Raw genomic sequence first — 21,366 nt, forward strand, 5'->3', positions numbered from 1 at the left:
CCTTCCTAGCGATTGTCGTCTTGGCGGCACTCGTCGGGATTTGGCTGCAATAACCGGCGTGACTATCGCCATTCTACGGATTCTGCTTGCATGACCACGCCGCAACTTATGTCGATTGGCCTGCTGATTGGCATGATGGGCCTCTTTCTCTGGGGCCGTTTTCGCTATGATGTCACAGCCATCATTGCCCTGCTGGCCGGACTGTCGCTGGGATTAGTGAAGCCCAAAGAGGCGTTTACCGGCTTTTCCGATGACATCGTTATCATAGTTGGATCGGCGCTGGTGATCTCATCGGCAATGCAGCGTTCCGGCCTAATCGAGAGCGCGCTCGGGATACTGGCGCGGCGCGTGACCCGCGTCCGGTCGCAACTCGTGGTGCTGACCGCGGCAGTCGGGGTATCGTCCGGGCTGGTCAAGAACGTCGGTGCCTTAGCGATGCTGATGCCGGCAGCCGTTCAGACGGCTAAGAAATCGGACACTAGCCCTTCGGTGTTCCTGATGCCGATGTCGTTCGCTTCGCTGCTCGGCGGGTTGATGACCCTCGTTGGTACGTCGCCGAATATCATTGTCAGCAGAGTACTAGAGCAGATGACCGGCAAGCCGTTCGGCATGTTCGATTATCTGCCAACGGGGCTGGGCCTGCTTGTGGTAGGCCTCATTTTTCTGCGTTTCGGCTACCGCCTCCTGCCCAGGGAACGCCGCGCAGCACCGACCATGGGCGAAGCTCTCAACATCACGGACTATGTCACTGAGGCGACCATCGAAGACGGATCGCCCGCCGTCGGCGAAACGGTTGAGTCCTTCATCGACCGCCATGATCATGAGGTGACGATCGCCAATGTTGTCCGTGACAATATGCGCACGAGCATTACGGCCGAGTTCCTTCTGGCTGCCGGCGACACGCTGATCTTGGGCGGTGACCCGGATACGCTCGAGCGTGTTATTGCGGGTGACTACCTGGCACTTGCCGGACAGCATCGTGACCTACCGGAAGGCAGCGAAGATGATGAGGTCGGCGTCATTGAGGCGGTCATTACCACCGGCTCTGTGCTGGTCCGCCAGTCCGCCGGACGACTGCGGCTTCAGCAACGCTATGGCGTCAACCTCATCGCGGTATCGCGCGCCGGCAAACGGCTGACCAAGCAGCTCAGCGAGACCGTCCTTCGCGCTGGCGATGTCATCGTTCTTCAAGGACCCCTCACACTCTTGCCAGAACGCATGCGTGACCTTGGTACGTTGCCGCTGGCAGAGCGCGCCCTGCGTCTGGGGAGTTCGAAGCGTCGCTTCCTACCACTTATCATCCTCGCGGTTGCGATGACCGTAACCGCGACCGGCTATGTGCCTGTAGCAGTCGCCTTCTTTGCCGCTGCCGGTTTGATGATGGCGACCGGCGCGCTACCGCTGCGCGAGGCTTACGATGGCGTCGAATGGCCAATTCTCATCATGCTGGGCGCGCTCATTCCGGTTAGCGAAACCCTGCGCAGCACCGGCGCGTCGGATGTACTCGCGACCTCGCTTGCCCATCTGGCTGCCTCCCTGCCGCCATGGGGTGCGGTCGCCCTGATCCTCGTAGCGGCGATGGCTGTGACGCCGTTTCTCAACAATGCCGCGACGGTCTTGGTGATGGCGCCAATCGCGGCGGTGTTCGCGCACGACCTCGGATATCGCCCCGAAGCGTTCCTGATAGCGACCGCCATCGGGGCAGGATGCGATTTCCTGACGCCGATTGGGCATCAGTGTAATACCCTGGTTTTTGGTCCTGGGGGTTACCGCTTCAGTGATTACGCCCGGCTGGGCGCGCCACTATCTGTTCTGGTGGTTTTGGTTGGTACGCCTCTGGTGATGTGGACTTGGCCACTGCTCTGATCGCCGGGAACTGTTGATGGGCAGTATGGCCAAACCGCAGGCGTTCCGGGATACTGAATGGGCGTCCGTGGCAGGGAAGCCCGGAAGGTTGTGGCACCGCAGATGTAGCAGGCGTAGGCGGTTTCATGCGTTTTCTCCGCTCGCCGGCAGCCATGCCCGTTCTCATCGCCCTGCTGCTTGCAACAGTCACGACAGCTGGATTGGCGACGTCGTGGACGCTGTCGATTGTGATGTGGCCTTCCAGTGCGGTTCTTGCCGCAGCCTTGTTTGCGACCTTGATGCAGGACCCCGACTGACATGGCTTCAGCGCCACTGATCGATAGCACCGCTGGTCCACCTGGCTCTGGTCGGGTAGCGCCATCGTGGCTCCGTAAAGCTTTCCGATCCAGCGAAGCTGCACTCATCGTGCTGGCCATCATGATCGGCAGTGCAGCCGGATTGCTTAGTGTCGTCCAGGGCGTGCTCGCACAGACGATGCAGCATCTGCTTTATGCCTTGTCGCCGGATCAAAGGCTGAGTGCGGCCACGACGATCTCTTACCTCGCTCTACTTGCCCTGCCGGCTGGTGGAGCCGTCCTCGCACTCTTCTCCTGGGTTACTCATGCTCGCCGGCGCCGGATGGTCGACGCTGTGGAGGCGAACGCCCTTCATGGTGGTCGCATGTCGTGGTCCGACAGCCTCGTTATCTCCGGGCAAACGATCCTTTCCAACGGCTTCGGTGCGTCTGTGGGGCTTGAGGCGGCGTATGCGCAGTTGGGAGGGCTCGTCGCCTCGCTCAGCGGCAACTGGTTTGCGTTACGCAGGTCCGATCTGCGCATCTTGGTCGGCGCCGGAACGGGCGCCGCCATCGCAGGTGCATTCGGGGCTCCATTAGCTGGGGCCTTCTATGCCTTCGAGATCGTAATCGGGGCTTATACGATATCAGCGCTGGCACCTGTCGCTGCGGCGTGCCTGGCGAGTGTCCTTGTGGCGCAGGCGTTTGGTGCTCAGCCGTATCTGGTTGCGGCTAATGCAGGCGAACAGATCGAGACGTTCCACTACCTTGTCTATGCCGGGCTTGGGGCTTGCGCCGCTGGCGCTGGGATACTGCTGATGCGGGCTGTCGCGGAGATGGAAGCAGCGACACGCAAGCTGCCGATACCCTCAATTTGCCGGCCGATATTGGGCGGGCTGCTGCTCATCCCTCTCGCGATGCTCACGCCACAAATCCTCTCTGCTGGTCACGGCGCCCTCCACCTCAATCTTGAAGCCGACGTATCGCTGCGCTTTCTCGCCGCTATCTTCGTCGTGAAGTGCGCAGCATCCATCATCTCACTTGGCTTTGGCTTCCGCGGTGGCCTGTTCTTCGCATCCTTGTTCTTAGGCAGCCTACTGGGTCACCTGTTTGCGGGGTCACTCGAATGGATGGTCGGATTGCCGGTGATCGACCCGCACAATGCGGCCCTGGTGGGGATGGCCGCATTAGCGGTCGCCGTGGTTGGGGGGCCGATGACAATGGCGATGCTAGTCCTTGAGGCGACCCACGACTTCTCCCTCGCCGGCGCGGCCATTGCAGCATCGCTGGTCTCGTCCACCATCGTCCGCGAGCTTTTCGGCTATTCCTTCTCAACGTGGCGCCTGCATCTCCGGGGCGAAACCATCAAAAGCGCCCGCGATGTCGGCTGGGTCAGGACGCTTACGGCAGGCAAGATGATGCGACGTGTCGAACGGGCTACGCCGTGCAACACGACGATTGCCGAGTTTCGTCGGGCGTTCCCGCTTGGTTCCACAAGTCGGGTCCTACTCGTCGATGACCACGAAAATTATGGCGGTATCGTACAGACTGCCAGTGCATTTGCCGAAGAGGTCGATCAGAAGGCAGCGATCGGGTCGCTGGCGATCCACACGGGTCTCGCCCTTACACCGGATGCCGACATCAGAAGCGTCATGACTACGTTCGATACCGAAGGGGCGGACGAACTGGCGGTAGTTGGGAGTGACGGTGGGGTTCTCGGCATCCTCTCCGAGAGCTACGCGCGACGCCGCTACGCAGAGGAACTGGACAAGGCGCAACGTGAGCTATTTGGCGAGAGCTGATCCCGGCTTAGGCACGTACCATGTTCCCTCGACAAATTCGGCGTTTAGCTGACTTTCCCGCAGTTACAACAGCGGCAAGCCGGGTGAGATGCGGGTCGAACTCGCCCCCCCCCCAGTTTCGCTGTGTACAGAGTTGGCTAAAAGACCCTGAAAGGGAAGTTGCATTGTCATTTGCTTTACTGTGTCGTCGCGTTGGTATCATTGCAGGTTTATCTGTTGTTGAAGCGTGTGTTCCGGCAGGGCGGTACCCTGTAACGCCCGTATCCCTGCCGATCACGGTACAGACCACCACACCCGCCCGAACACCGCCCAAGCCTGTGCAAACGCGAGCCCAACCATCAGCCAACTTGCTTAACGCGGTACAGGCGCTTGGCATAAGTTTCAAAGGCGACGTTGGCATCAGCGTCCGCGACATTGACGAGGGGTGGGTTGTTGCCTGGGAGGGCAACAACCCTCGACCCCAGCAGAGCGTGAGCAAGTTTTGGGTTGCGATCGCGGTCATGGACGCGGTGGATCGGGGTCGCTTATCGCTGACCGATCCAGTAACCGTTACACGATCCGACCTTACTGTATTTCATCAGCCTATCCGGGCATTTGTTGGCAAAGACGGCTACAGGACAACGATCGGTGACTTGCTTCGCGGGGCAATGACTCGCAGCGACAACACTTGCAACGATGTGCTACTTTGGCGCATCGGTGGACCTGCCGCAATCAACCGCATGTTGGACGAGAAGGGGATTGCAGGCGTCGGGTTCGGCCCTGGAGAAAGGCAGTTGCAGGCGCGTACCGCTGGACTGGAATGGCGACCGGAGTGGGCCGGAGGTTGGGGATTCCTGCAAGCCCGTGCAGCTATGACCTACGAAGCGCGCGACAAGGCGTTGCGCCGCTATCTGTCTGATCCGCTCGACGGTGCATCTGCCAATGGCGTGACGCTAGGGCTATCTCTACTGGCTCAAGGCAAACTCTTGAGCGCTCAATCGACCACCTCGTTACTAACACTCATGCGGTCCAGCAAGACCGGTCCTCTGCGCTTAAAGTCGGGCCTCCGTCCTGGTTGGACGCTCGCGCACAAGACAGGGACGGGTCAGGATCTGGGCACTCTCTCGACCGGCTACAACGACGTGGGTTTGCTCGTTGCTCCCGATGGGCATCGCTATGCGGTCGCCGTCATGATCGCCAGCACGCGCCAACCCATACCGGTGCGGATGCGGCTCATGGGCAATGTCACGCGCGCGATTGTGGCAAATCGCTAATCGATAATCGCTCAATGTCCGCAGCCTGGAGGAGCGTTATTGTGTGGGCTCAGGCCATATGCTTATACATTCGCGCCTTTTTCTGATGCTACGTCAAATAATACCCGTGCTGAAGTGAAGGATGTACTTGAAGAGACTACGACTAGCCGGACTAGTGCTAAGACGAACTAGCCGATTTAGAGTTTCCGATGTCACAGTAATGGCTCACGATGAGCAGGCAATTATTGTTGCCTGAAAAGTACGAATTTATAAAAGCAGGTAGATATCAAATAAACATGCGATCCTATTTACCTACCTGCCAGCTTACCTTGTAGGTAACTCGAAAGCCGTCGTGATCCGAAAATCTGGGACTGCGCTCCGAGCCATCGAAAAGAGCCTCGACGCGCACAGGTATGACATCGACGGCGGAACCGCTCTCGAATAGTTGGAGGTCTTGCGTATCCATCCACGGTTCATCACCGTCCCAAGATATGCGGACATCGCATGGTAGCGGATTATCGATGCAATATTCCTGCACGATCTCGAACGGCTCGGTAACGTTGCGGAAGCGTTCGAACCGTATCGCCGAACTCTTCATATTGAAGTCGCCGCCAAGAATCGTCGGAATGTTCGGGTCCCCGACAGCGGAAATGAAATAGCCCAACTCTTCGACCTGAAGGCGATGCGCACGGGCATGTCGCCGTGGCGGTACCCGAGAAGACCTCTGCGAATTGAGATGCGTGTTAAACAGATTGATTGTGCCTGGGACACCGGGAATAGCCATACGTGCATACAGCATACCCTTATTGCTGAGGCAGTCGAGGCCTGCACATCGACGCTTGCCAAACGGCTCCGAGTGCGTTTCGATAATTGGGTATCGACTGAGAATGGACAGGCCTGATCCGACCAGATGCAGGCCAAGCTCCCCCTTCTTCCACCGGTACGGACCAGGCATCTTGTCGTTGACAGGCAAATTCTTAGATTGTGTTCGGGACGGGCCAGAAACCATGTTCGGGTAGCCAAGGCCCTGAACGGCGTTGACTGCCGCCTTGCTAAACATCTCCTGCACCATGATCACGTCCGGTTCGGTGCCTTGTCTCATCATGTGCTTGAGTGCAGCGTTAATCTTCACCAGAGATCCGGCGCGCTTCCCACGAGCCGGCCAGCCAAGTCCTTCAATGTTGAAGGTCAGAACGTCGAACGTAGTGCTAGCGCGCAGACCATCGGCTGACACAGCGATTGCGTGCCCACCTGTTGCGCAGGACTGCATCAGGGGAGGAGGCAGCGCGACACAGCTTGCTGTACCGGTCACAAAAGCGAGCGTCGAAAGACGGCATACCATCGACCACGGCAATACAGCTGTTTCTCGTGACTTAGTGAAGAGCATTAGGTGCCGGTCTCTGCGAACCTGAGCGCGGTAACGCAAGTGCTTCATTCGTTTGCCTATGTTCGTGCGGAAGCAGGATTAACGAATGACGTGCATCGCAGATCGCAGCGGTCTCCGCCGATTGCATGACGCATTACAAAGCGCCTACGCAACGTCCTGATTGCCGGCAATCAGGAGGGTGGTGCTGACCACTGCCGGCTGGGTTACTCTGTACGCAAGCTATCTTCGAGGATCAGCCGCTCGTGCGCCAACGCCGCCTGGCTGATTAACGTGCTAAACAAGACCCCTCGATCGGCCCTGATTGGATCACGCCCATCAGAACGAACGAAAGCCAAAACTGCCAGAGTCCCAAGTGACGTCCGCAAAGGCTCAACCCGCCACTCCGCAGAAGCAATATTTGTCGTCCCACGACCTGCCGATACGCCATGCTCCCAACACCAATCCAGGGCTGCTTGATCGATCGGGCCCCAAGAAAGTGGATCCATTGTTGCGTCGACAAGTTCCAAACGTCCACCGCGTTCGCGGAAAACGGCAACGTCGGCCTTCAGCACGCTGCTGAACTCGTCACAGACTGCACCAGCCGTCTCTTTCCAATTTGCTGCACGAGCAAGGACCTGAGCAAAGGATGCGATGCGGGCATTCTCTTTCGCGCTGCGGTCACTCAAGGCAACCCGGCTCCGGAGCGCTTGCGTTACCCAGCTGGTATAGACTGCGACCGCCAGTAACGATGCCAGCGTCAAGAATATGATGGGTGTTGTCGGTTCGAAGTGAAAACGAGGCTGAAGCAAGAAAAAATCGAAGCCCAGCACTGACGCCGTGGTCGCGGTGAGGGCTGGACCGATCCCGAAGCGGGCGGCCGCAGCGATCACAGGAAACAAGAACAGAAGGTTCAGCGGTCGCCCGCCGATCAACAGGCTTGCCAGCTCTGCAAGACAGAGCGTGATGGCGACGAGGCCTAAGGCGAATAGATGATGGCGTAGGTTGGGCTCTGATGGGAGCGATGCCTCTGCATCTGCTCCATCAAAGGCTGATGCGGGCGCGGTCGCTGGCGCGATATGGACCGTCACCGAAGGTAACCGCTCCTGTACCAACGATATCATCGACCGTTGAAACCAGCGGCGCTTAGGTTCGGATGTTGGGGCTCCGATGACGAGATGCTCAACGGGTGAACCTGCAAGATGTGCAACCAAGCCGCTTGCTACGTCGTCGTCGGGTTCGTTGCTGACTGTCGCCCCCCGACGCAAAGCCAGCGCTAACGCGTCGGCTGCTCTTCGTGCGATGGCGGGATCGCGAGCCGATCGAGGCGTCTCGATGAACACCGCGTGCCAGCTCGCACTCAGCGCCTTGGCCAGATCCGCAGCTAGTTCAACGACCCGCTCTCCGCTTCCCGATCCGCTTACTGCTGCAAGAATACGGGTTTCCGCCACCTCCTCAACCTTGAGCGAGGCATCTTTGGCGTTCAATCCAGACTCGTCGTGAAGGATCATGTGACAAACAGCTTTATGTTCAATTGCCACAATCTCACGTTCTGTTCGCCGACGGCCAGGTCGCTATCGTTTCCTTTGTCGACGGGTTCTCGATGGCGACATCGTCGAAGCTTACGGCAACGAGGCATACCGGACGCTGGTCCTTGCCCGCCGGCTGACGGCACCGAACTGTCGATCCGTCGGGAAAGCGGGCTATGCGCCCGGAGAGGCGGACGCGCAGGCCTTGATCGATCTTGAGATCGGTCTCAGTTATCTGACGTACGCTCTCATAGGGCTTGCCCCCGCGTCTCGCGCTCCTCGCCCCATCATCGGAAAGCACTTCCGCCAAACCGAGCGTCTGGCCCGGAAGCGTAACAGCATCGATGCCGAGTGGGGCGACGGGCAGCGAACCGGACTCGCAGGTCTCGCGCGATGACCACGGTCGCGCAATCCAGAAGCCCTCGATAGCCTCTTTCCGATTGGCCGAAGGCGTGGCGTTTGCAACGCTTGATGGCGGTTCCTCCAGCCACTCGCTAGCATCGAATACAGCCGGTGTTACCGACACTCTGAGTGAGGATGACTTAGCGTCGTAGCGCCATTGGAATGCCTCGCGACTGTCTTCGCTCACCGGACCATCGCAACCGAACGGTAAGTCGACCTCAAACCGCAAACCCTCGGCAGCGGACGCCATCTCTGGAAGTTGCGCTCCTGACGAAGTGGCGTCTGCCGCAGCGTTGGCAATCGCGATCATATCGCTGCGTGCCAGAATATTGGCGGCAGGCGCTTCGGGAACGGGCAGTTTTTTTGCGACCGGCACAGGCTCCGAACTTGCGACTGGCGGCGGAGGTAAGGGTGCGGTGCTCCGCCCTAGGAGAAACCCGCCCCCGCCTAACAGAACGATCGCTGCGGCCGAGCCGGCAACGACAAGGCGACTTGTACGGGGGGTTGGCTCGAGCATTGCGGAACTGTAGCAAATTTCTCACGATCCTCCATACCGCGTGGCATGAGGGTTACTTTGCAAAGCACTGGCTTCTGGTTACCGCTGGGGCGGTTATGACGCTCGACCAGATCGTTACACTGCTTGTACTGGGTTGCGTCGTCGCGGCGCTCATCTGGGACAAGGTGCGTGCGGATGTTGTAGCGCTAGCGGGCGCGGCCGTTTTGCTTATGGCGGGCGTGGTTCGCCCGATCGACGTTCAGGGCGCCTTTGCTAGCCCCGCTATCATCGCACTCGCCTCGCTTTTCGTCATTTCCTATGCGCTTGAACTGTCGGGATTGCTTGATCGTGCGATCGAAGCTGCCGTCGCGATGTGCCGTCGTTTAGGCGGCACGGGGGTCTGGCTATTGCTAGGTATTGCCGGGCTCTTTTCCAGCGTGTTGAACAGCACCCCGATCGTCGTGCTGACCGCCCCCGTCGTCAAGGACGTCGCGGCGAGCCTGCAACTGCCGGCCAAGCGCTACCTGATGCCGCTATCCTACATCACGATCCTCGGCGGATGCTGCACATTGTTGGGCACGTCGACCAACCTCCTGGTCGACGACATGGCGCGCATCGCCGGTCAAAGCCGCTTCGGCATCTTCGAGATCACGCCCGTGGGTGTGCCCGTTGCGTTGGTTGGCGGACTCTATCTACTGCTATTCAGCGGCAGATTAATGGGCACGCGGATGCTGGACCCAACCGATGGGCATCCGGATGCGACTATCAATGTTGCTGGCGGGCAAGTCGGGGACGCCGAGGTGTTTGCCGAGCGTCGTCCGTTGCAGCCCGTCAAGGCTGCCATCGCGCTTGGGACGTTCGTCGGCGCGATCCTGCTCGCCGCCCTCAACGTCGCACCGATCGCCGCAACGGCATTTGCAGGAGCAGTGTTACTGATCTTGCTACGTGTCATCTCGGCCGATCAAGCCTATGGGGGCCTTCGACCTCAGATCCTCATTCTCATTGCTGGGATGGTAGTCTTGGGGATCGCGATGGCGCAAAGCGGGCTCGCGAGTGCCGCCACCACAAAGCTTATTGCCACTCTCGAGGGCGTCAGTCCGTTAACTGCTCTCATCGTGCTCTATGGCCTGACGATGGTTCTGACCGAGTTGCTCTCGAACGCCACCGTGGCGGTGTTGGTCACACCGGTCGCAGTGGCATTGGCGGAGAGTCTCGGGGTAAACCCTCGCCCCTTCCTTGTTGTAGTCATGATCGCCGGCAGTGCCTCCTTTGCGACCCCATTCGGCTATCAGACGAACGTCATCGTATATCAACTAGGCCGCTATCGATACACGGACTTCCTTCGCGTGGGACTTCCGCTCAATCTTCTTACCGCTATCGTCGCGATCACCACTACGTGTGTGTTCTTCCCGTTCTGATCCATGCTCAGTACCGCCCCTAAATTACCGCCATGGTTAGATTGCAATGGGGCGGCTACCAGCTGTGAATGACGCTGTGATCGCCGCCATGATTGTCGGGTGATCGACGCCGCAGACCTGGCACTGGAGAACCGATTGGAACACGATGCCTGGTGGCAGACTTATCTGGATCAATGGACGGCACTCCCGTTTCATGACCTGATCTCGGCTGTCGCGATCTTAAGCACGGCCCTCCTGCTGGGTATCATTGCAGCGCGCCTCGCCTGCCGGTACCTTTTGCCGGCCTTGGCGCCACGGCACGCGGACGTGATCGCGCCGCGGCTGATGGCAATTGCTCGCGCTGGTGTGACGGCGCTGGTACTGACGGCGTTTTTGGGCATTCGCGGGCTGAACCCCGGCGCGGACCTTCTCCTCGCCGGAGGGCTCGGCATCGCTATTGCGGTGCTGGCCTATGAGTTTGGCCGTGCGCTTGGCCTCCAAAGCAGGCCGGCGTCGTTGATCGCGGCCACGTTGTTTCTCATCGTGCTGGCAAGTCGACTGGGTGGCCTTAGCCCTCTGATCGCGGGACTAGATCGCGCCAGCATGAGGGTTGGCAACCGCCGCATCTCGCTGCTCGACATCGTCAATGCCGTCGGCTTGTCGCTCCTGCTGTTCCTCGCCGCGAGAGCACTTCTCGGGATTATTCTGCGCTGGATCGGACAGGCTCGGCTGCTCGACGCGGCGCAACGCGTGCTGTTCCAGAAACTCGCCCAGATCGCGGTTGTCACCGTCGCGATCTTCGTCGGTATCGACCTTCTCGGCATTGATCTCACAGCGTTGGCTGTTTTCTCCGGGGCGTTCGGGCTCGCGATCGGTTTCGGTTTGCAGAAGACGCTCGGCAATCTGATCGCCGGTCTCATCCTGCTGCTCGACCGATCGATCAAACCCGGCGATGTCATCGCGGTGGGCGACACCTTCGGCTGGGTCAACAAGATCGGCGTTCGCGCGGTCTCAGTCCTGACCCGCGATGGCAAGGAGCATCTGATCCCGAACGAACGGCTGATGACCGACGAAGTCGAAAACTGGTCTTTTTCAAGCCGGGACGTCAGGGTTCATGTCGGATTTCGGGTATCGTTCGATTGCGATCTGCGACTTGCGCAGAGGCTCGCCGTTGAAGCCGCCTCCGTCTCGCCCCGTGTGCTGACCGAACCCGCCCCTGTCTGCTGGATCAAGGAATTTGGCGACAACGGGGTAGAGTTCGACCTGCGGATATGGATCGACAGTCCCGAGGCGGGGGTTGGGAACGTCACTAGCGACGTGTTCTTTCGCATCTGGGATCTGTTCAAGGAACATGGCGTCACCATGCCAGTGCCCCAGCGCGATCTGCGCTTTCATTCGCCACCAAGCGGGGAATAACTCCGACATAGTACCACTGCCACCCTGATCGGGTTGCCCCGGTCAATTTCCGGTGCGATAGGGCGCGACGGGTGCTCTCATGTCAATGGGGCAGGTTTTTACGCTGGTCGGGCCGCCAGCGCTGAAAATTTGTGTCCGGAGACCGTCACGATGGGCCACTCGCGCCACGTACAGCCAAGCGCTATTCGCCGCTTTCTCGAAAGCCAGTCCTCCGCCGGTCTGGTGCTGATGGGCGCGGCGGTATTGGCGCTCATGGTAGCGAACTCTCCGCTCGGACCGAACTACGAGACCATCCTTCACGCCTACGTCGGGCCGCTATCGGTCGGGCATTGGATCAACGATGCGTTGATGGCGGTATTTTTCCTGTTCGTTGGCATGGAGATCAAGCGCGAGATGCTGGATGGCCAGCTTTCGACTTGGTCGCGTCGCATATTGCCGGGGATCGCTGCCGCTGGCGGCATGATGGTACCGGCGCTCGTGTATCTCGTGTTCAACCGTGGTCCGACCGCTGCAGGCTGGGCTATTCCAGCGGCTACTGACATTGCGTTTGCACTTGGTGTGATCGCGTTGCTTGGTAATCGCGTTCCGGCATCGCTCAGAGTGTTTCTTGCGGCATTGGCGATCATCGACGACCTTGGCGCCGTGATGATCATTGCCGTGTTCTACACGGCGAAGCTGTCGATACCGGATCTTGCCGGGGCGGCCGTAGCGCTCATGGTTCTGATAGGCCTCAACCGCTTCGGCGTGCTTCGCCTCACGCCGTATCTGCTCGTGGGGGCGATCCTGTGGGTATTGGTGTTCCGTTCGGGTATCCACGCGACGCTCGCCGGGGTCGTGCTCGCCTTCACCATCCCGATGCAGTGCACGCCCGGCCGTCCCGACAATGACTCGGACAGCCCGTTGCATAGACTGGAGCATGCGCTGAACCTTCCTGTTGGCTTTCTCGTCGTGCCCATTTTCGGCTTGGCCAATGCCGGAGTGCCCGTGCTGACGCTACCTGCTGAAGCGCTGGTTGCGCCCGTGACGCTCGGCGTTGCCCTGGGACTTCTGATCGGGAAAATTACAGGCGTGTTCGGGTTCTCCATGCTGGCCGTTCGTCTCGGCCTGGCCGACATGCCGGCACATGCCGGGAAGCGGCAGTTGCTTGGTGTCGCACTGCTCTGCGGGATCGGCTTTACGATGAGCATCTTCATCACCTTGCTCGCTTTCCCCGGCAGCCAACTTTTGCAGGCGGAAGCCAAGCTAGGCGTTCTCGCCGGCTCCTTCCTCTCCGGACTTCTCGGCTACCTCCTGCTCCGGAGCGTCACGTCCGGCCGGCCGAAGGCTAATACCGGCCTCTGAGCGACGGGGTGGCGAACGGACCAAAACGTGCTCGACGCGCCTGCCCATCATTGTTTTAATACTGGATACGGGAAAAAAATCTTGAGAGCTGGCACATTGCCCGCCCCGATCCGCGCATTGCCTTGGTCGATGCTCGCGACGGTAATGGCGATCACCACATTTGGTCTGGTGACGCTTTACTCGGCCGCCGGAGGGCATCTTGCGCCCTGGGCGACGAACCAGGCGGTGCGTTTCGCGGTGCTGTTCGCAGGGATGCTCGTGCTCTCGCGCGTTTCCGTCGCGACGTGGAAGCAGCATGCCTACACCTTCTACGCCATCACGCTCGCGTTGCTCCTGCTCGTCGAATTGTTCGGGCATATCGGCATGGGCGCTCAGCGCTGGATCGATTTGGGCATCATCCGCCTGCAGCCCTCCGAGTTCATGAAGCTCGCAGTCGTGCTGAGCGTGGCCCGCTTCTACGACACAGTACCGCCCGGTTTCATCAGCCGCCCCGGCGTATTGATCATCCCGGTTGCGCTGGTCGCGGTTCCGGCCGGGCTGGTGATGCTGCAACCCGATCTCGGTACGGCGATGATGATCACCATCGCCGGGACGACGATGATCTTCCTCGCGGGTACGAAAATGCGGTGGTTTATCGGCGCCGGCGCGATCGTAGGCGCCCTGCTGCCGGTCGCATGGGGGTTGCTGCACGACTATCAGAAGAACCGCATCTTGATCTTCATGGATCCGGAAAGCGATCCGCTCGGCACCGGCTACCATTTGTCGCAGTCCAAGATCGCGATCGGATCCGGCGGCATTTTCGGCAAGGGGTTTCTGCAAGGGACGCAAAGCCACCTGAAATACCTCCCAGAAACACACACCGACTTCATTTTCTCGACGATGACGGAGGAGTGGGGGATGATGGGCGGCCTGTTCGTCCTTCTGGCCTATGGCTACCTCGTCAGGTGGGCCTTGAACCTGGGGTTCGATGGCAAGTCGATGTTTGCTCGTCTGGTCGCTGCTGGACTTGCGATGACGCTGTTTCTGTATGTCAGCATCAACATCGCGATGGTCATGGGCCTGGCACCTGTCGTCGGCATCCCGCTGCCGCTGCTATCCTATGGGGGATCGGCAATGATGACCGTTTTGATCCTGCTTGGAATCCTCATGTCGATTCACCGAGAGCGGTTCCAGACACGCCATATCGGGGGGCTATGACTCTGCTGAATGCTATGGCTTGGTTCCGATCCTCGACGGACCAACCTAGCTTCACAACAGCGGCGTGCCGATGCAAGAGATAGCATGCACACTGACGATGCCGACACGGTGCACTATCGCCTTCGACGCCAGAGCCGAACCCCGGCGTGGCTGGCCTTGTCCTGGCGGGCGCTGGTCGCGCTGGCGCTGATCGGCATCGCGCTAGCGGTCCACTGGTTCGATCGCGACGGCTTACGGCAGAACTCGGGCGAGCCCGTGACGTTCGCCGACATCCTGTATTTCACGATGATTACCGTGACGACCGTCGGCTACGGCGACATCGTGCCTGTGACGCAGCAGGCGCGGATGTTCGATACCTTCGTCGTGACGCCGATCCGGCTCTTCGTATGGCTCATCTTTCTAGGTACCGCGTATGATTTTCTGCTCAAAGGCGTCTGGGAGAAATGGCGTATGTCGGTAATCCAGCGACATCTCGAAGGCCATGTCGTGGTCGCCGGTTTCGGCACGAGCGGGTCCGAGGCCGTAAGCGAGCTCATCCGTCGCGGTGCCGATCCGGGCACGATCGTGGTGGTCGATGAGCGCGCCGCGGCGTTACGCACGGCGGAGAGTTGCGGCACGACGGTGATGGAGGGGAACGCAACGCGCAACGCAGCGCTGGAGGCGGCCCGTCTTTCCAAGGCCCGGGCGCTCATCGTCTCCGCCGGTCGCGACGATACCTCGATCCTGATCGTGCTGACGGCGCGGCGAATCGCGCCCGATCTACCGATCAGCGTGGTGATCCGATCGGAGGACAATGAAGCGATCGCGCATCAGGCCGGCGCCAACGTGGTCATCAACCCGGCCAGCTTTGCCGGTCTCCTGCTCGCCGGCTCCACGCACGGCGCACATACCGCCGAATACATGGCCGATCTTGCCGCATCCGGCGGGCGTGTGGTCCTGCGCGAACGCGAAGTCTCCGCAGAGGAAGTGGGCAAGCCGCTTGCCGACATCGCCACCGGGCTCGGTCACCGCATCTATCGTGGGCATCAGGACTTTTGCTTCTGGGAGCCTGAAGCTGCCTGTCTGGAAGCTGGCGATATTATTGTGGAAGTCATCCCTCGTCGTTGACCTCTTTTATCAAGTGGCAAAGCTTTTTTGGATAATTAGGCAAGCGCGAGCTTAGACACCCGAATTAGCTAGACTGGAACTTGGGATCTTTCTTGAACTTGGTATAGCTCTAGGCAAGGAGCCTGCTGGCAGCCTCGCGAACCTGGCGTCCGTTTGGGTGCAACGGTGACCTTCCCCGTCCACTGATTGGCCATCGTTGGCAGCCGGCGTTAAAATGGCAAAATGATGAAGAGCCAAATCAATCCGCGCGTGTTCTGGGGTGCGTCCGCTATCATTGCCTTGCTCCTGGCAACGACGCTTGCGATACCGGGTACCGCAGACGCCGCTTTCAAGGCAGCGCAAAGCTGGGCGATCGACACCTTTGGGGGTCGGTACATAGAATGGACCCAGATATACGCTAAGCGCCGACAGGTCTGCTTGGGTGTCCGAAAACACCCGTTTGTCGCGCATCTGCGATGGCGATAGGGTTTTCCGTCATCCCTGGTGCCTAGCGACGACTTTTGGGACAAAGCCGTCGTAGCAAGCTCAGCCACATTGAGTCGATCTACGGGAAAGGCTGTCTTGCACTCGGCGCCTCTTGCGCGACGGCATGGCGATCGCTCCCCCCGTCTAGAAAGGGATAGGCTATCGAAAGAGTCTGGGTGACATCGTCCAGCCAAACGATCAATTTCGCTATTGATTTCATCATGGTAGGCCGCTTGCATGACCGCATCCGATCGCGCCGAACAGAATCTAATCCTCCGCTGTCCGGAGCCGCTCAATGCGGAAACGCCTCCGGATAAACTGATCACGTCCTTCCTGACGCCGCAGGCGAATTTCTACATCCGCAGTCACGGACCTACGCCGGAGCTGGCCGACGATCATCGTATAGCGCTGGACGGCTTGGTCGACCGCCCGCGCTCCTACACGGTCGCCGAACTTCAAACGGCATTTGCGACCCGGACAGTGACCGCGACCATGCAGTGCGCCGGCAATCGTCGGGCACATCTTCAAGACGTGGAAAAGACTTCGGGCGATCCCTGGGACGTGGGCGCGATCGGCAATGCGGCTTGGACCGGCGTCGCACTGTGCGACGTACTCGCCGCGGCCGGCATCCAAGATGGCGCGTCGTTCGTCGGCACTACGGGGGCCGACGACGTGGATGTCGATGGTGAGACGGCGCCGTTCGGTGCCTCGATCTCGATCGCCAAGGCGCTAGAGCCGGACGTGCTCATCGCCTGGGGCATGAACGGCGAGGTGCTGGCCCCCGAACATGGCGCACCGCTGCGGCTCGTCGTGCCGGGCTATGCGGGCGTTCGTAGCGCCAAGTGGCTGACGCGCATCGAGGTGCGCGATCGCCCGTCCGATGCGCCGATCCAGGCCAAGGACTACAAGCTCTTTCCGGCGTCGGTAGCGAAGGAGGACGCGGATTGGGACCGGGGCCTGACGATCGAGGAGATGCCGCTCAACGCTGCGATCTGCGCCCCCGTGGACGGCGCGCATATCGGCGCCGGCGCATGCGAAATCGCGGGCTATGCGGTCGCCTTCGGCCGAGCGGTCTCGCGCGTCGAGGTCTCCGTCAATGACGGCACCGACTGGCTGCAGGCGGAACTGACCAGCCAACCGGATTCACCCTGGAGCTGGACGCAGTGGCACGTCACGGTCGATCTCTCGCCCGGGCTCCACGTCCTGGTCGTGCGCGCCGTCGACGGTGCCGGGCAGATGCAGCCCGAACGGCCCGAAGCGATCTGGAACTTCGCCGGCTATCTCTCGACGGCTTGGCATCGCATCACCGTCACCGCTGGCTGATGGACGCGCCGCACAACGCCGATCGGGCCCATGCGAAGCTCGCGGAGAGCGCGAGCTCGCTAAAGGACAGCGCAGTCCAGCAGGTGGACAGCGCTGATCGTCGCACGGAGCTTGCTGCAGACCGCACAATCCTCGCCGGCGAACGCACCTATGCCGCCTGGGTGCGTACCGGCCTGGCGGCGCTCGCTTCCGGGATCGGCGCGCGCGCGCTGCTCAAGGACGTCGTGTTCCCGTGGCTGGCGACGGCGACCGGGACGATGCTGATCCTGTTCAGCGCCTTTTGCTTCGTCGCCGCGGTGTGGCGAGAGATGGGTGCCGGCGCCCCGCCGCCACGACCGGACATAAAGCGCCTGCCCGCGGCGTTGCTCGTGGTGATGAACGGGTTTCTCATGCTCGTGTCGCTGGCCGCGCTCGTCGGCATCTGGACGGCACGCTCGTAGCGCAGCGACGCCAACCGCGCTGCGAGCCGATCAGCTCCAGCAGCGCATCGGCGGCTTTCGTGCGGTATAGCTCCTTGCGACGCAGCCCGAGAACGACGCGCGGGCCGAAACCGATTGGTCCCGCATGCAACGTAACCGGAGTCGGTACATATAACGGGCTCAGATAGACGCTAACGACCGGCCGGTCCGAGCATTTGCCCGACCAACATGCCCATTGACGGTTGGGGCCAACGTCTCATAGATCGACCTCGGCAATGGATTTCTGCCGGGCAATTTGGCCGAACCGCTCTGACATGAGCTGATGATTCCTACTTGGCGCCGTCAGGCAGCAAGGAGGAATTGTGCGCGCTACCTTTCGCAATCTGGTCGACACGCTGAACGTCGCGGCATTCGTGCGCGATCGTCACGACCATGCGATCTCTGTCCTGCGCTGGGCGCTGATCCTGCTGCCCATGGCGGCACTCGTCGGGACGCTATGTGCGGCGTTCCTGTTGAGCCTCGATACCGTTACGCGACTGCGGTTCGCATCGCCCTGGCTGCTCTATCTGCTGCCGGTGGGCGGGTTCGTGGTCGGATTGCTCTACCATCTCACCGGGCGCTCGTGGAGGGCGGCAACAACCTGATCGTCGAGCAGATTCACGAGCCGGGCGGCGGTGTGCCGCTGCGGATGGCGCCGCTCATCTTCTTCGGCACAGTGGTGACGCATCTTTTCGGTGGCTCGGCCGGACGTGAAGGCACCGCCGTCCAATTAGGCGGAAGCCTTGCCAGCGGTTTCGGCCGCGCGCTCCACCTCGATGCGGGCGGCACGCGCATCCTGTTGAAGACGGGGATCGCAGCCGGGTTCGGCGCGGTCTTCGGCACGCCGATCGCAGGAGCGGTCTTCGCGCTCGAAGTGCTGGCGATCAGCCGCGTTGAATATTCCGCGCTGGTGCCTTGCCTCGTTGCAGCGCTGGTCGGCGATTGGACGTGCCTCGCCTGGGGTATCCATCACGGTGTCTACCCGATCGGTGCGTTGATACCCGTCGATGCGCTGCTCGTGACGAAGGCAGGTGTTGCGGGGATCATATTCGGACTGGTCGGTCTGGCCTTCGCCGAAGCCAACCACGTGGTCGGGGGATGGCTCAAGCGGATCGTTCCCTATGGTCCACTACGTCCAGTGATCGGCGGGGCCGTCGTTATCGCGCTCGTCTTCCTGTTCGGCACGCGCGACTATCTGGGCCTGGGTGTCCTGGCAGCGGGGCCCGACAGCCTTACCATCGCCAGCTTCTTCGGACCGGACACGCATCGGTGGAGTTGGGCGATCAAGCTGCTGTTTACCGTCGTCACGCTCGGCGCGGGTTTCAAAGGCGGTGAAGTCACGCCTTTGTTCTTCATCGGCGCAGCGCTCGGTAACGCGCTGGCGCCTTTCTTGGGCGTGCCGACGGGCCTGTTCGCCGCGATCGGCTTTGTCGCGGTCTTTGCCGGGGCCGCCAATACCCCGCTCGCCTGCACCTTCATGGGAATCGAACTGTTCGGCGCCGCCTATGCGGTGCCGATCGCCGTCGCCTGTTTCGTGGCCTATCTCTGCTCGGGCCACAACGGCATCTACCTGTCGCAGCGCGTTGCGATACCCAAGGTGCCGGCAGACGGTCTGGCGCCCAATGCGACACTGCGCGAGACACGTACACGCCGCACAGCACTTCGCGCGCAAAACCGCGTGTCGTGAGTTGATGGCTTAACCTGATCCTCCCGATACGTCGGGCGCAGCCTTCGGATCGGGGTCCTGTGCCTTGCCCTTCGCGGCGCCCGGCTGCTTCGTGCTCATGGCAGTCAGATAGGCGACGATCGCCGGTACGTCGGCTGCGGCGACGGGTGCCTTGTAGACCTCGCGCATCTTGGTGACCTCCGCGGTCCACTGGTCGCCAGAGAGTGGTGGCTGGTTCAGCGCCATGCTCGCCGAATGACACGACGTGCAGTTGGCATTGATGACATCGGCATGCGGGCCGGCGGGATATTGACCTTCGTCGGTCGGAAGATCGACCGAGGTGGACGCCAGCGAAAAGCCGCGCGCCGAGACGCTTGGCGGCGGTGGTGCGGTCGGGGCCGCAGGCGGCGGGGCGACGCGGCTGTTCGGGGCACCGATCGCGAGCAGAAGAACGACGGTCGCGCCGACGAACCCGAACGACAGCGTGCCGATGGAAGGCGTTTTCATGCGGTGCGCTCCTCAGCCGACGACGATGTTGGTGGTTTCGATGTTGCCGCGCATGAACCCGCCCGGATTCCAGATCGGCGTCATCGGCTGCGCGATGCCGGCGGTGTTCCAGCAGCGCGACATCAGCTTTGTTGGGCCCGCATGCGTGAGCGGAACCTGCGCATCCCAGCGGCGGAAACTGTATTTGCCGTGATCGGGGCCGAGCGTCGTCTTGTACCAGGTCTTGCCGTTGTCGGTCGACACATCGACCTTGGCGACGCCGCAATCGCCCCCCATCGCAATACCGCCCAGCGGGATCGAGCGATCGAACGCGATCGCCTGCCCCTCGTCGAGGCTCGTGACCCAGCTGCGCGGGATCATCTTGTTGATGGGGACGGTCGGAAAATCCTTCTGGCCAGGCCGCACGTTCGCGCCGGGCGTGGCGGGCACCTTGTACGCCTTGGCCATCCAGTAACCGTCGTCGGGCGCGGCAAGCACCTCGATGTCGTTCAGCATCTTGACCCAGTAGGTCGAATACCAGCCGGGTACGATCAGCCGGACCGGGAAGCCGTTGAGGAGCGGCATCTGTTTGCCGTTCATCCCGAAGGCGAGCATCACCTCGCCGTCGCGCGCATGGTCGATCGACAGCGACTTGGCGAAATCCGGTCCGCCCGCGACCACCGGCTGGTCGAGCGCACCGAACCGCACCGCGACCGCGCCCGGCTTCACGCCGGCGATATCGAGCACATCCCGCAGCCGCACGCCGAGCCATTTGGCGTTGCCCATCGCCCCGTGACGCCACTGCGCACCCGCCACCGGAGGCTGGAACAACGCCCGCGAATTGCCCGAGCATTGGTTGATTGCCGCCAACTCGACGCGCGGCAGCTTCAGCAGTTGCGCGAGCGAGATCGACAGCGGACGCGTGACCGCGCCGTACACCTTGATCCGGAACGCCTCGACATCGATCGCGGTCGGAATGTCGGCCCAGTGCCAGCGGACGAAGAACTGGTCGTTCGGCGTGAAGACGTCGCCATTGAACACGCTCATCGGCGTTTCCAGCAACGGCGGGTGGATACGCTGGAGGATCATGTTGCCCTTGCCGGGGAACGCGTTGGTCATGGGCCGTTCCGATGGGCCACCTGGCAGATGCAGATCGACCATGCTCTGCGCCAGCGCGGGTGCGGCGATCAGCGCGCCGCTACCGATCGCGGCTTCTGAGAGAAAGCGACGGCGGTTCGTCGCCTGCGCCAATTTCATATCCAGGCTGTCCACCAGCATTCTCCCTTCGATGTCATGCTTTTATGCGCGACCCGTCCGCCGGTCTGCCCGGTACGGGTCGATCGGATGCGACGGTTCGATCCGACAGGACGATCAGTTCGGCCCATCAATTGGCTTGGGCGATGCAGGGCGACACGAACAGGTTCCCGCGCCAGCCGCCCGCGACCGTCTTGGCGCCGACCAGCAGCCACATTGCTGCGAGCGCCACTGTGAGGACAGTGCCGACGATCCCGAAAAAGCCGAGCTGAAGCGTCGTGCCGAGCTTGAA

16 protein-coding genes, 1 pseudogene and 1 riboswitch are annotated in these 21,366 nt (G+C 61.1%); of the genes and pseudogenes, 12 read left to right on the forward strand and 5 right to left on the reverse strand.

The features are described 5' to 3' along the window. The first annotated feature begins 90 nt into the window (after positions 1-90). The 4 genes from C8J26_RS18000 to C8J26_RS18010 all read left to right on the forward strand — a co-directional run bounded on the left by C8J26_RS18000 (position 91) and on the right by C8J26_RS18010 (position 5,195). On the forward strand, positions 91-1,866 hold the full coding sequence (locus tag C8J26_RS18000) for an SLC13 family permease (protein WP_107959544.1): 1,776 nt from the start codon (positions 91-93) through the stop codon (positions 1,864-1,866). A gap of 125 nt (positions 1,867-1,991) precedes the next feature. After that, a complete protein-coding gene (locus C8J26_RS20605; RefSeq protein ID WP_167398896.1) occupies positions 1,992-2,162 on the forward strand; it encodes a hypothetical protein in 171 nt (56 codons plus the stop codon). 121 nt (positions 2,163-2,283) lie between these two features. Further along, entirely contained in the window at positions 2,284-3,942 is a 1,659-nt protein-coding gene (locus C8J26_RS18005; protein ID WP_244185389.1) for a chloride channel protein, read from the forward strand. Positions 3,943-4,259: 317 nt separating this feature from the next. After that, positions 4,260-5,195 carry a serine hydrolase gene (locus C8J26_RS18010; RefSeq protein WP_341871510.1) on the forward strand — a complete coding sequence of 312 codons (936 nt, stop codon included), beginning with the start codon at positions 4,260-4,262 and terminating at the stop codon, positions 5,193-5,195. A gap of 283 nt (positions 5,196-5,478) precedes the next feature. Here the strand turns inward: C8J26_RS18010 and C8J26_RS18015 are convergent, their stop codons facing one another. The 3 genes from C8J26_RS18015 to C8J26_RS18025 all read right to left on the reverse strand — a co-directional run bounded on the left by C8J26_RS18015 (position 5,479) and on the right by C8J26_RS18025 (position 8,844). After that, positions 5,479-6,561 (reverse strand): endonuclease/exonuclease/phosphatase family protein, encoded by a 1,083-nt coding sequence (locus tag C8J26_RS18015; protein ID WP_244185385.1) that lies wholly within the window; start codon positions 6,559-6,561, stop codon positions 5,479-5,481. A 203-nt stretch (positions 6,562-6,764) separates the two neighbouring features. Beyond that, positions 6,765-8,048, reverse strand: coding sequence for a DUF4118 domain-containing protein (locus C8J26_RS18020; protein ID WP_107959548.1), 1,284 nt, complete (start codon positions 8,046-8,048; stop codon positions 6,765-6,767). 34 nt (positions 8,049-8,082) lie between these two features. Then, positions 8,083-8,844 (reverse strand): hypothetical protein, encoded by a 762-nt coding sequence (locus C8J26_RS18025; protein WP_146168901.1) that lies wholly within the window; start codon positions 8,842-8,844, stop codon positions 8,083-8,085. 236 nt (positions 8,845-9,080) lie between these two features. Here C8J26_RS18025 and C8J26_RS18030 point away from each other — a divergent pair, with 236 nt between their 5' ends. The 8 genes and pseudogenes from C8J26_RS18030 (at position 9,081) to C8J26_RS18070 (ending at position 19,355) form a co-directional block, all read left to right on the forward strand. Beyond that, entirely contained in the window at positions 9,081-10,382 is a 1,302-nt protein-coding gene (locus C8J26_RS18030) for an SLC13 family permease (RefSeq protein WP_107959575.1), read from the forward strand. A 99-nt stretch (positions 10,383-10,481) separates the two neighbouring features. Continuing rightward, positions 10,482-11,777 carry a mechanosensitive ion channel family protein gene (locus tag C8J26_RS18035; protein ID WP_107959550.1) on the forward strand — a complete coding sequence of 432 codons (1,296 nt, stop codon included), beginning with the start codon at positions 10,482-10,484 and terminating at the stop codon, positions 11,775-11,777. 150 nt (positions 11,778-11,927) lie between these two features. Beyond that, complete coding sequence (nhaA, locus tag C8J26_RS18040; RefSeq protein ID WP_107959576.1) at positions 11,928-13,118, forward strand: Na+/H+ antiporter NhaA; 1,191 nt, start codon at positions 11,928-11,930, stop codon at positions 13,116-13,118. A 129-nt stretch (positions 13,119-13,247) separates the two neighbouring features. Beyond that, entirely contained in the window at positions 13,248-14,315 is a 1,068-nt protein-coding gene (gene rodA / locus C8J26_RS18045) for a rod shape-determining protein RodA (RefSeq protein ID WP_107959551.1), read from the forward strand. 84 nt (positions 14,316-14,399) lie between these two features. Continuing rightward, a complete protein-coding gene (locus tag C8J26_RS18050; RefSeq protein ID WP_107959552.1) occupies positions 14,400-15,422 on the forward strand; it encodes a potassium channel family protein in 1,023 nt (340 codons plus the stop codon). A 702-nt stretch (positions 15,423-16,124) separates the two neighbouring features. After that, positions 16,125-17,210: a sulfite oxidase gene (locus C8J26_RS18060; protein ID WP_043150693.1), complete on the forward strand. Its 1,086-nt coding sequence runs from the start codon at positions 16,125-16,127 to the stop codon at positions 17,208-17,210. Further along, positions 17,210-17,650 carry a YidH family protein gene (locus C8J26_RS18065; protein ID WP_056019523.1) on the forward strand — a complete coding sequence of 147 codons (441 nt, stop codon included), beginning with the start codon at positions 17,210-17,212 and terminating at the stop codon, positions 17,648-17,650. The genes C8J26_RS18060 and C8J26_RS18065 overlap by 1 nt, the downstream gene beginning before the upstream one ends. A gap of 241 nt (positions 17,651-17,891) precedes the next feature. Continuing rightward, positions 17,892-17,968, forward strand: a riboswitch (Fluoride riboswitch). A 23-nt stretch (positions 17,969-17,991) separates the two neighbouring features. After that, positions 17,992-19,355 (forward strand): annotated as a pseudogene (locus C8J26_RS18070) (voltage-gated chloride channel family protein). Positions 19,356-19,364: 9 nt separating this feature from the next. Here the strand turns inward: C8J26_RS18070 and C8J26_RS18075 are convergent. Both C8J26_RS18075 and C8J26_RS18080 read right to left on the reverse strand, forming a co-directional pair. Further along, on the reverse strand, positions 19,365-19,841 hold the full coding sequence (locus C8J26_RS18075; RefSeq protein ID WP_107955917.1) for a hypothetical protein: 477 nt from the start codon (positions 19,839-19,841) through the stop codon (positions 19,365-19,367). A 12-nt stretch (positions 19,842-19,853) separates the two neighbouring features. Continuing rightward, positions 19,854-21,098, reverse strand: coding sequence for a molybdopterin-dependent oxidoreductase (locus C8J26_RS18080; RefSeq protein ID WP_208631454.1), 1,245 nt, complete (start codon positions 21,096-21,098; stop codon positions 19,854-19,856). Between the last annotated feature and the right edge of the window lie 268 nt (positions 21,099-21,366).

The sequence above is a fragment of the Sphingomonas aurantiaca genome, from assembly GCF_003050705.1.
Taxonomy (GTDB): Bacteria; Pseudomonadota; Alphaproteobacteria; order Sphingomonadales; family Sphingomonadaceae; genus Sphingomonas; species Sphingomonas aurantiaca.

Bases quoted from the DNA above. Each gene is read 5' to 3' on its own strand.
- C8J26_RS18065 (WP_056019523.1), top strand. From the start codon at position 17,210: ATGGACGCGCCGCACAACGCCGATCGGGCCCATGCGAAGCTCGCGGAG.
- C8J26_RS18015 (WP_244185385.1), bottom strand. From the start codon at position 6,561: ATGCTCTTCACTAAGTCACGAGAAACAGCTGTATTGCCGTGGTCGATG.
- C8J26_RS18000 (WP_107959544.1), top strand. From the start codon at position 91: ATGACCACGCCGCAACTTATGTCGATTGGCCTGCTGATTGGCATGATG.
- C8J26_RS18060 (WP_043150693.1), top strand. From the start codon at position 16,125: ATGACCGCATCCGATCGCGCCGAACAGAATCTAATCCTCCGCTGTCCG.
- C8J26_RS18005 (WP_244185389.1), top strand. From the start codon at position 2,284: ATGATCGGCAGTGCAGCCGGATTGCTTAGTGTCGTCCAGGGCGTGCTC.
- C8J26_RS20605 (WP_167398896.1), top strand. From the start codon at position 1,992: ATGCGTTTTCTCCGCTCGCCGGCAGCCATGCCCGTTCTCATCGCCCTG.
- rodA (WP_107959551.1), top strand. From the start codon at position 13,248: ATGCTCGCGACGGTAATGGCGATCACCACATTTGGTCTGGTGACGCTT.
- C8J26_RS18080 (WP_208631454.1), bottom strand. From the start codon at position 21,098: ATGCTGGTGGACAGCCTGGATATGAAATTGGCGCAGGCGACGAACCGC.
- C8J26_RS18050 (WP_107959552.1), top strand. From the start codon at position 14,400: ATGCACACTGACGATGCCGACACGGTGCACTATCGCCTTCGACGCCAG.
- C8J26_RS18020 (WP_107959548.1), bottom strand. From the start codon at position 8,048: ATGATCCTTCACGACGAGTCTGGATTGAACGCCAAAGATGCCTCGCTC.
- C8J26_RS18075 (WP_107955917.1), bottom strand. From the start codon at position 19,841: ATGAAAACGCCTTCCATCGGCACGCTGTCGTTCGGGTTCGTCGGCGCG.
- nhaA (WP_107959576.1), top strand. From the start codon at position 11,928: ATGGGCCACTCGCGCCACGTACAGCCAAGCGCTATTCGCCGCTTTCTC.
- C8J26_RS18030 (WP_107959575.1), top strand. From the start codon at position 9,081: ATGACGCTCGACCAGATCGTTACACTGCTTGTACTGGGTTGCGTCGTC.